We start from the raw sequence: 9,899 nt of genomic DNA, 5'->3' as shown, positions 1-9,899 counted from the left end.
GGCCGACCGGTTGCGGGGTTGGCGCAAGGTCACCCGCAGGTCCGCCACAGACATCGAAATCTCCGCCGAGAAGGGCTACCTTCGCGAATTCGGGAACTTGGTCTTTCATTTCTCGCTCGTCGGCCTGCTGGTGGCGGTGGCCGTCGGCAAGCTGTTCGGTTACGAGGGCAACGTCGTCGTGATCGCTGACAGCGGCCCCGGTTTCTGCTCGGCTTCGCCTGCCGCGTTCGACTCGTTCCGTGCCGGCAATACCGTCGACGGCACATCACTGCATCCAATCTGCCTGCGCGTCAACGACTTTGCCGCGCATTACCTGGCGAGCGGGCAGGCCACGTCGTTTGCCGCCGACATCGACTACCAGTCCGGCCGCGACCTCGCGAACAACAGTTGGCAGCGCTACCGGCTGGAGGTCAACCACCCATTGCGTGTCGGTGGCGACCGGGTCTACCTGCAGGGCCACGGGTATGCGCCGACGTTCACAGTGACCTTCCCCGACGGGCAGACCCGCACCTCGACGGTGCAATGGCGACCCGACAACCCCCGCACGCTGCTGTCCTCGGGGGTGGCGCGTATCGACCCGCCGGCCGGCGCCTATCCCGACGCCGCCGACCGTCGCAAACACCAGATCGCCATCCAGGGTCTGCTCGCGCCGACCGAACAGCTCGAGGGCACCCTGCTGTCGTCGAGCTTTCCCGCGCTCAATGCCCCAGCGGTCGCCGTCGACATCTACTCCGGTGACACGGGGCTGGACACCGGCCGGCCGCAATCGCTCTACACCCTTGACCCGCGTCTGATCGACCAGCACCGCCTCACCCGGGCCAAGCGGGTCAACCTGCGGGTGGGCCAGCAGGTGCGGCTCGATCAGGGTCCGGCGGCGGGCACCGTGGTGCGTTTCGACGGCGCCGTCCCGTTCGTCAACCTGCAGGTCTCGCACGACCCCGGGCAGATCTGGGTGCTGGTATTCGCGATCACGATGATGGCCGGGCTGGTGGTGTCGCTGCTCGTGCGCCGACGGCGGGTATGGGTCCGGCTCACGTCGGGCCCGGCCGGTACGGTGAACGTCGAGCTAGGCGGCCTGGCGCGGACCGACAACTCCGGCTGGGGCGACGAATTCGAGCGGCTTGTCGGCCGGTTGCAGGACGGTCTACCGGCGTCGCAGGCCGAGCCGATCGCGACCGGAAGGAGCACCCAGTGAATACAAGCCATGTCGACCTGGGCTTGGCGCGCAATTCGGATTGGGCGTTCACTTCCGCAGTGGTCGTGCTGGTAGTGGCCTTGTTGCTGCTGGCGGTCGAACTCGCCTATGCCCGCAGCCGGCGCGCCGAACGTGAATTGGTGAGCGCCGGGTTGGTGCTGGCCGACAGCGCGACCCCGGGCGTGGTGCTGGATGCCCCCCGGCGGCCGTTCGACGAACGCGTGGGCCGGGCCGGGCTGATCCTGGTCTACGCCGGGATCGCCCTGCTGCTGGCCTGCATCGTGCTGCGCGGTCTGGCCACCGTGCGGGTGCCGTGGGGCAACATGTACGAGTTCATCAACCTGACCTGCTTCTGCGGCCTGGTCGCCGGCGCGATCGTGTTGCGCCGACCGCAGTACCGTCCGCTGTGGGTTTTCCTGCTGCTGCCGGTGCTGATTTTGCTGACGGTGTCGGGGCGCTGGCTCTACACCAACGCCGCGCCGGTGATGCCCGCGCTGCAGTCCTACTGGCTGCCCATCCACGTATCGGTGGTCAGCCTGGGCTCGGGGGTGTTCCTGGTGGCGGGCGTGGCCAGCATCCTGTTCCTGCTGCAGACCTCTCGGGTGGGCGAGCCGGAGACGCCCGGTGCGTTTGCTCGGATGGTTCGGCGGTTGCCCGACGCGCAGACGCTGGATCGGATCGCCTACCGGACCACGATCTTCGCGTTCCCGGTGTTCGGTTTCGGTGTGATCTTCGGCGCGATCTGGGCCGAGGAGGCCTGGGGCCGGTATTGGGGCTGGGATCCCAAGGAGACGGTGGCGTTCATAGCTTGGGTGGTCTACGCCGCCTACCTGCATGCTCGGTCGACGGCTGGCTGGCGAGACCGGAAAGCGGCCTGGATCAACGTGGTCGGTTTCGTGGCCATGGTGTTCAACCTGTTCTTCGTCAACCTGGTGACGGTTGGTTTGCACTCCTATGCTGGGGTGGGCTAGGTCGACATCGGGGGATTCGCCCTAACAAGACCGTTCGTCAACAAGTGACCCGAGTGTTGCAACAAGGGGAAAGAGCACGTGGCTGACCATCCCACGCAGAACGCGAACCCGGGGGTATCGCGCGATCGCGAAGACCATCCGACCACTGAGATGCCGCCGCAGCCGCCACCAGCGCCGGCCCACGAGCCGCCCACCACGGCGTTTGCCGGCTTCCGCACCGAACGGCGCTTCAGCGAAGCCGTGACGCGGGCTGTGCCGCCGCCGGAGACCCGCGAAGAGCCGCGGGCCTGGGCGGCCACGCCTTACCAGGGACTTCCGCGGGTCGTCGATTCGCCTCGGCGGGTCTACGGCAACTACGGGGGACGCCCACCCGCCGCGTCGGCGGACGCTGGGTACCGGCAGCAGCACGTCCCGTCGTCGCCGTATCCGGAACTGTCCACCAGCACGCTGTTGCGCCAAGTCAAGCCGGCGCCGTCAGAGGGTTGGCGTCGGTGGCTGTATGTCTTGTCGGGACAGCTGATCAATGTCGGCGAAAGTCCACGGACTTTGCGCTACAACGACCTCACCGTGCAGGTCAATGCGCCGCTGCGAGGTTGCTATCGGATCGCGATGCTGTCGCTGAAGGGCGGCGTCGGTAAAACCACCATCACCGCCACGCTGGGGGCGACTTTCGCGTCGATTCGCGGAGACCGGGTGGTGGCCGTGGACGCCAACCCCGATCGCGGCACCCTGAGCCAAAAGGTGCCGTTGGAGACGCCGGCCACCGTGCGCCACCTGTTGCGCGACGCCGAGGGCATCCAGCGCTACAGCGATGTTCGCAGTTACACCTCGCAGGGCCCGAGCCGGCTGGAGGTGCTCGCCTCGGAAAGCGATCCGGCCATGTCCGAGGCGTTCAGCGCCGATGACTACGCGCAGACGCTGGAAATCCTGGAGCGGTTCTACGGCCTGGTGCTCACCGACTGCGGGACCGGGCTCTTGCATTCGGCGATGACGTCGGTGCTGGAAAGAACCGACGCCCTGATCGTGGTGAGCTCGGGATCGATCGACGGGGCGCGCAGTGCCTCAGCGACGCTGGACTGGCTCGACGCGCATGGCCACGAAGATCTGGTCCGCAATTCGATCGCCGTGATCAACGCGGTGCGGCCGCGGTCAGGCAAGGTCGATATGCAGAAGGTGGTCGATCACTTCTCGCGGCGGTGCCGCGCGGTGCGTCTGGTGCCGTTCGATCCGCATCTCGAGGAGGGCGCGGAGATCAGCCTGGATCGGCTGAAGCGGGAAACGCGGGAAGCGCTCATCGAATTGGCAGCCGTTGTCGCCGACGGTTTTCCGAACGATGAGCGCCGATCCAACGAGCACTTCATTTAACTAACGCGGGTTGTTATCGCCGTGGCCGAGCCGCCACAAGAAGTCCGGATCGTCGTCGGGCCCGATGACGCGAGTCTTCGGGCGGTTGACCTGTGAACGGGCCGTGCGCCAACCGACGTAGATCAGCGTCCCCAGTACGAGGACGAGGAGCAGGTACAGCACTCAACACCTCCTTGGTCTGAATATACGCGGCGTCTTAGGCTCGCATTGTGTCAAAGGCCGAGAGCTCCGTTGGCCGCGGTGTCGTCAGCGTCCTGCTGTACGTCGCGGCTCGGCTGGCGTTGGTGGTGGTCGTCACCGCGGTGATCTATGGAGCGGGCCGACTGATTGGCGTGCACGAGTTTCCGATAGCCGTTGCCGCGTTGTTTGCGCTCATCATTGCGATGCCGCTCGGCATCTGGTTGTTCGGCCCGCTGCGCCGTCGCGCCACCGCCGGACTTCAGGTGGCCACCGAACGTCGGCGTCGTGATCGCGAGCAGCTCCGGGCCAGGTTGCGCGGCGAGGCGCCACCGGACGAGTGAAGTCAGGCGGCCAGCGTCAACGCGGCTGCCACCGCGATCGACCACACCAGCATCGCCAGGCCGGTATCGCGCAGCACCGGAATCAGCTCGGCTCCCATTCGACCAGATCGCACCGGTGCCACCGCCCGCAGCGCCAACGGGGTGGCGACCAGCCCGACCGCACACCACGGTGTAGCGGCCATCAGCGTCAGGGTCAACACCGCGGCGAGCGCCAGCAGCCCCTGGTAGAGCCTGCGAGTCCCGGTGTCGCCGAGGCGTACCGCCAACGTGAGCTTGCCGGATTGCCCGTCGGTCGGGATATCCCGCAGGTTGTTGGCCACCAACACCGCCGACGACAGCGCTCCCGTCGTCACCGCCAGCACCACGCCCACCCAGTCGACCCGCAGCGCCTGGGTGTACTGGGTGCCCAGCACGGCGACCAGCCCGAAGAACAGGAATACCGCGAGTTCGCCAAAACCCGCATAGCCGTAAGGTTTTGAGCCACCGGTGTACAACCATGCTCCGGCGATGCAGAAGGCGCCGACCAGGATCAGCCACGGCGCGCTGGTGACCGCGAGCGCCAACCCGGCCGCTGCGCCGACGCTCATGCTGGCGACGGCCACCGTCAGCACCGATCGGGGAGTCGCCAGCCGCGAGCCGACCAGGCGCAACGGGCCGGCGCGGACGTCGTCGGTGCCGCGGATGCCGTCGGAGTAGTCATTGGCGAAATTGACCCCGATGATCAGTGCCAGGGCGACGGCCAGTGCGAGCAGCGCCTTCCACCAGCTGGCGGCATGCAGCCAGGCGGCGGCGCCAGTACCCGCGATCACCGGTGCGACGGCGTTGGGAAGTGTTCGGGGTCGCGCGCCCGCGATCCATTGCGCAAAACTGGCCACCCGTCGATCGTTCCATGCCCGTGCACGACAATGATCAGATGCTAGGAGTGATCGGCGGCAGCGGCTTCTACACGTTCTTCGGTTCAGACGCACGCAGCGTCAATTTGGACACCCCGTACGGTGAGCCGAGTGCCCCGGTCACGATCGGCACGGTCGGCCAGCATGAGGTCGCGTTCCTGCCCCGTCACGGCGCCAACCACGAGTATCCGGCGCACAAGGTGCCGTATCGGGCCAACATGTGGGCGCTGCGCGCGCTGGGGGTGCGGCAGGTCTTCGCCCCGTGCGCGGTGGGCAGCCTGACGCCTGACCTGCAGCCGGGGGCGATCGTGGCACCCGATCAGTTGGTGGACCGTACCCGTCGCCGCGCCGACACGTACTTCGACTCCGGTGCGGCGCACGTGTCCTTCGCCGATCCGTACTGCCCGACGTTGCGATCCGCGATCACCGGGCTGGCCGGCGTGGTCGACGGAGGAACAATGGTGGTCATCGAGGGTCCGCGGTTTTCCACCCGCGCGGAAAGCCAGTGGTTCGCCGCCGCGGGCTTCACCCTGATCAACATGACCGGCTACCCGGAGGCGGTGCTCGCGCGCGAACTCGAAATATGCTATGCGACAATCGCTTTAGTAACAGACTTGGATGCCGGCATCGACGCCGGTGCCGGGGTGAAGGTCGTCGAGGTCATCGACGAATTCGAGAAGAACATCGAGCCGTTCAAAAAGCTTGTCGCCGAGGCCATCGGTCAGGTCGCCGCCGAACGCAGCTGCACCGAATGTCAGTCTCATACCGGTACCGAGTTGCCTTTCGACCAGCCGTGAGGGTGCTGCTGACCGGAGCTGCCGGTTTCATCGGGTCGCGAGTGGATGCGGCGCTGCGGGCCGCAGGCCACGCCGTGGTCGCCGTGGATGCCATGCTCCCCGCGGCGCACGGAGGCAATGCGGTGCTGCCCCCCGATTGCCGACGCGTCGACATCCGTGACGCCGACGCGCTGGCCCCGCTACTCGACGGTGTCGACCTGGTGTGCCATCAGGCCGCGGTAGTCGGGGCAGGCGTGAATGCTGCCGACGCGCCGGATTACGGCAGCCACAACGACTTTGGGACTGCCGTGCTGCTGGCGCAGATGTTTCGCGCCGGGGTGGCGCGACTGGTGCTGGCGTCGTCGATGGTGGTCTACGGGCAGGGCCGCTACCGCTGCGCCGAGCACGGGCTGGTCGACCCGCTACCGCGGCGGCCGAGAGACCTGAATGCCGGTGTTTTCGAGCACCGCTGCCCGATCGGCGGCGAAGAATTGGCCTGGCAGCTAGTCGACGAAGATGCGCCGTTGCGCCCGCGCAGCCTGTATGCGGCTAGCAAGACGGCACAGGAGCATTACGCGTTGGCGTGGTCGGAGTCGACGGGCGGATCGGTGGTGGCGTTGCGCTACCACAACGTCTACGGCCCCGATATGCCGCGCGATACGCCGTATTCCGGCGTCGCCGCGATCTTCCGCTCAGCACTCGAAAGGCGCGAGCCGCCACAGGTTTTCGAAGATGGCGGCCAGATGCGGGACTTCGTTCACGTCGACGACGTGGCCGCCGCCAATGTGGCCGCGGTAGCAGCTGGTCGCGATGGGTTCACCGCCGCGAACGTCTGCTCCGGGCAGCCGATTTCCATCATGGAGGTGGCTACGCTGCTGTGCGAAGCGCGGGATTCCGCCCAGTCGCCGACGGTCACCGGACAGTATCGCAGCGGCGACGTGCGCCACATTGTCGCCGATCCGACGAAGGCCGCCGACGTGTTGGGTTTCCGGGCGGCCGTCGATCCGGGTAAGGGGCTGCGCGAATTCGCGTTCGCCCCGCTGCGTGGCTAGCGCCCGTCCGCTGCCCGAAAGATCTTGGGTCGCTCGGTAGTTGCGCCCTGCGAGCGATGGATCCGCGGCCGCTGGGTCCGTGCCGGTGGGAGAGCCTGAGCGTGCGGGGGAGGTTGCACCATGCGGCGGCGGCGCCGACCCACAACCAGGGCCGCGGCCAGGACACCCAAGGCGATCCCGCACAACACCACGTCGAACGTGCTGGTGATCTGTTGGGCGAGATTGTTTCCGTAGACCGCGCTATTCATCCCGGGCGGGCGCTTAGGTGCTGCGAACCGCGGAGCCAACACGACACCCACCACGATTCGGGCGACCGCGAGCCCGACCAGCAGCCCACACATCGACGACACCAATCTGACCGACAGGGAAAGGTTGGCCAGGTTGACCCGGAGCCAGCCAGCGATGACGGCGGTGAGCAGATCGAATGCGGCGAGCGCCATGCTGTCGTAGCGCGAGTAGGGGTAGTGCAAGTTCACCGCGACGAGAAGGTCGGTAATTCGCATCACCACCGACCCTGCGCACCATACGAAGATGAGCAGCAACCCTTTTCGCGCTGCCTCTCGCCACAGGCCCTCATCGATCGGCCGTGCCCGCCCGGCCTGCAGCAGGGCCAGTGGTGCAAGAATCGCCGCGGCCGCGGCCCACGCCGCGTAGCCCTCGAATCCAATGCCCGCCGTCGACGTGTTCTGCGCTATCCCGTGGAATCCGTCGATCTCGCGTCCGATGGGAAGGATCCAGACGAGGAGCCCGGCGACAAGTGTCGAGGCCCCCAGCGCCACGGTCGCCAGCCGGGACGGCTTGGCGTCCTGAACAATCCAGCTTGACGCGACGATGAGGGTGACCAATGCCACCACGCCGTAGACCACCGCGGTGACGATGACCGCGACATTCTGTTTGCCGAAACCGGACATACCGGCCTGGCCGGGCAGGGCGTATCGGATCCGCCAGTACAGGATGAACACAAAGCTCAACACCGCGGCAACGATCGACGCGTAGCCCACGACGCGGGACGCCGCTAGCCATCTGGCGAACCTGCCGTCATCGGGGGCTAGTTCGGTGAGCACCGGCTGCGCGCACAGCAGTGAGCCGCCAACCCCGAGCCATGCACCCGGGCCGAGCCCACCTGGCACTCTGATGCTGCCGCCGTATCGGACTGTTTGCACTGCCTCGAACACCACGAAGGCGAGTACCAGCAGCAGGTAGGGAGTATTGAGGCTCAGACGAAGCCGGGCGGCCAGGACGGCATTGGCGCGTGCGACATACGTCGCGGCGACCGACACCAGAGAAAGCGCTGTCACGACAAGCAGCACTCCGAGAATTGATGTCCTGCTGTTGGGGATCCCCATCCCGAAGTACAGATTCCATGGGAAGACCAGTGCAAGCAAAAGCAGGACCACGCCCGTGACGTCCCTGGCGATGTTCCATCGTCGCGCCGGGTTGTGGTAGGGCACGGGTAGAGCGTCGTACGCAGACGCCGGTTGAGCTTGGGTAGGCGCACTTTGAGGCGGTCGGCCAATCGGTCCGGTTGGCGGGTGGTTGGCGGTTTCGCTCACCGGCTTCCCCTGGGATCGTTGCGGTTACTCGTCGGTGCTCGTTCGATACTGAGCCCAGTCAACACCTAGCTGCGCCATCGCGCTGCCGGTTTGCCTAGTTGGCGAGGTTATCGGGCGAATGGCTTATGCTGCGGCCCTTTGAGGTGTAATGCTGCTAAGGCAATACAGCAGGAGAGGCCGGGTCGTGGACGCAGTTCTTGGGGTAGCGGTCACGGGTCCGATCGCACGCTTAGCGCTTGTTGGGTCGACCCCTACGGGGCCCGACGTGATCGATCAATCGACTATCGATGTCGCGGCGCAACCGATCGAGAAATTGGCCGACACCGTGGTGGGCACCCATCGGCTACTCGCCGATGAAAACCACCGGCTCGTCGCCACCGGAGTGTGCTGGTCGGATCAGCAGCTCGCAGATGAGCTACGCCGACTGTTGATCAACGCCGGTCTCGAGGACGTCGCGGTGGTGTCGGAGTCGCAAGCGGCAACGGCATTGGTGCGCAACACATCTCACGGCGCCACAGAACAGGGTACAGCCGTATTGCTAGTCGGTGAACAGACGGCGACATTGTCGATGGTCGGGGCCGACGAAGCACCGCCGACCGTTTTGGCCGCCCAGCCGATCGAAGGCTCCGACGCTACCGCTGCGCTCGACACATTGATGAACCGGCTTGGCGCTGAAGGCGGCGCTGCGGGCGACGTTTTTGTGATCGGCGCTTCGCCCGAGCTCAACACTGTCGCCAATCAGCTGCGCGCGACATCAACCATGCCGGTGCAGGTTCCGGATGCGTTCGCGATCGCGCGTGGCGCGGCGATGGCCGTGGAGCCGACGGGCATGACCCAAGCAGTCAGGCTGGCGAGCGAGACCGGAGCGATTCCGCCTGCCGCAGCGATGACGCAGATGAGCGAGCAGCAGGACCAGTTGGCCTATTCGATGTCTAACGAGGCCGACCTGCTGCCAATGGACGCTGCGAGCGAGACCGAAGAGGAGTACGCCGAGGGAGCCGATTCGCGGCTCACCACCCGGTCGTTGCTCATCAGCAATGCCGTTGTCGCTTTCGCGATCATCGGCTTCGCGGTGTTGGCTGTAGCGGTTGCCGTCACCATTCGCCCGACCGCGAGTACCAAACCGGTGCAAGGGCACCCGAATGTCGCGCCGGGAAAGTTCATGCCGCCATTGCCAACTCAGCAGCAGGCACCGTTACCGCCGGCGCCCGCCGCGAACCCCGCCGCTATCCCCGCCGCAGTGCTGCCGCCGGGCAGCGGCGTTCCGGAGCTCTCCAGTCCTGGTCCGGCAATCGCACCGGCCCCGGCTGTGCCCCCAGCCCCTGACGTTCCGCCTCCCGTGAATCCGCCCAACGTGGTGCCGATCCCGATCCCGGTTCCAATCCCGATACCGTTCCCCAACACGACCGGTACCACGACGGGTGCGACGACGGGCACAACGGGCACGACCGGCTCGACCACGGGCACAACGGGTGCGACGACGGGCACAACTGGCACGACCGGCTCGACCACGGGCACGACGGGTTCGACGACGGGTTCGACGACGGGCACGACTGGCACGACTGGCACGACC

General features: G+C 66.6%; 10 protein-coding genes. 7 read left to right on the top strand and 3 right to left on the bottom strand.

The annotated features are described in order from the left end of the window. The 3 genes from WBF82_RS15920 to WBF82_RS15910 form a co-directional block, all read left to right on the top strand. Positions 1 to 1,195, top strand: a 1,195-nt coding sequence (locus WBF82_RS15920) for a cytochrome c biogenesis protein ResB (RefSeq protein WP_424383950.1), incomplete at its 5' end; no start/stop codon positions are given. Beyond that, positions 1,192 to 2,166 (top strand): c-type cytochrome biogenesis protein CcsB, encoded by a 975-nt coding sequence (gene ccsB, locus WBF82_RS15915; RefSeq protein ID WP_424383949.1) that lies wholly within the window; start codon positions 1,192 to 1,194, stop codon positions 2,164 to 2,166. The genes WBF82_RS15920 and ccsB, both read left to right, overlap by 4 nt. A 78-nt stretch (positions 2,167 to 2,244) precedes the next feature. Then, complete coding sequence (locus tag WBF82_RS15910) at positions 2,245 to 3,531, top strand: MinD/ParA family ATP-binding protein (protein WP_424383948.1); 1,287 nt, start codon at positions 2,245 to 2,247, stop codon at positions 3,529 to 3,531. On the opposite strand, the gene WBF82_RS15905 is transcribed toward WBF82_RS15910, so the two are convergent. Next, positions 3,532 to 3,693, bottom strand: coding sequence for a hypothetical protein (locus WBF82_RS15905; protein WP_424383947.1), 162 nt, complete (start codon positions 3,691 to 3,693; stop codon positions 3,532 to 3,534). A 47-nt stretch (positions 3,694 to 3,740) separates the two neighbouring features. Between WBF82_RS15905 and WBF82_RS15900 the strand changes: the two genes are divergently transcribed. Beyond that, positions 3,741 to 4,052 carry a DUF4229 domain-containing protein gene (locus WBF82_RS15900; RefSeq protein WP_424383946.1) on the top strand — a complete coding sequence of 104 codons (312 nt, stop codon included), beginning with the start codon at positions 3,741 to 3,743 and terminating at the stop codon, positions 4,050 to 4,052. Between the two features lie 2 nt (positions 4,053 to 4,054). On the opposite strand, the gene WBF82_RS15895 is transcribed toward WBF82_RS15900, so the two are convergent. Then, positions 4,055 to 4,927, bottom strand: coding sequence for a 1,4-dihydroxy-2-naphthoate polyprenyltransferase (locus WBF82_RS15895; RefSeq protein WP_424383945.1), 873 nt, complete (start codon positions 4,925 to 4,927; stop codon positions 4,055 to 4,057). Positions 4,928 to 4,965: 38 nt separating this feature from the next. On the opposite strand from WBF82_RS15895, the gene WBF82_RS15890 reads away from it, so the two are divergent. Both WBF82_RS15890 and WBF82_RS15885 read left to right on the top strand, forming a co-directional pair. Further along, the gene (locus WBF82_RS15890) at positions 4,966 to 5,742 is read left to right on the top strand and encodes an S-methyl-5'-thioadenosine phosphorylase (RefSeq protein WP_424383944.1); all 777 of its coding nucleotides are present in this window, start codon (positions 4,966 to 4,968) and stop codon (positions 5,740 to 5,742) included. After that, on the top strand, positions 5,739 to 6,773 hold the full coding sequence (locus WBF82_RS15885; protein ID WP_424383943.1) for an NAD-dependent epimerase/dehydratase family protein: 1,035 nt from the start codon (positions 5,739 to 5,741) through the stop codon (positions 6,771 to 6,773). The genes WBF82_RS15890 and WBF82_RS15885 overlap by 4 nt, the downstream gene beginning before the upstream one ends. On the opposite strand, the gene WBF82_RS15880 is transcribed toward WBF82_RS15885, so the two are convergent. Beyond that, complete coding sequence (locus WBF82_RS15880; protein WP_424383942.1) at positions 6,770 to 8,224, bottom strand: hypothetical protein; 1,455 nt, start codon at positions 8,222 to 8,224, stop codon at positions 6,770 to 6,772. The two genes, WBF82_RS15885 and WBF82_RS15880, sit on opposite strands and share 4 nt — an antisense overlap. Positions 8,225 to 8,591: 367 nt before the next feature. On the opposite strand from WBF82_RS15880, the gene WBF82_RS15875 reads away from it, so the two are divergent. Beyond that, positions 8,592 to 9,899, top strand: a 1,308-nt coding sequence (locus WBF82_RS15875) for a hypothetical protein (RefSeq protein WP_424383941.1), incomplete at its 3' end; no start/stop codon positions are given.

The sequence above is a fragment of the Mycobacterium sp. genome, from assembly GCF_049673265.1.
Classification (GTDB): Bacteria; Actinomycetota; Actinomycetes; order Mycobacteriales; family Mycobacteriaceae; genus Mycobacterium.
Note: the sequence above shows the minus strand (reverse complement) of the source record. Positions and strands in the feature narration are given on the sequence as shown.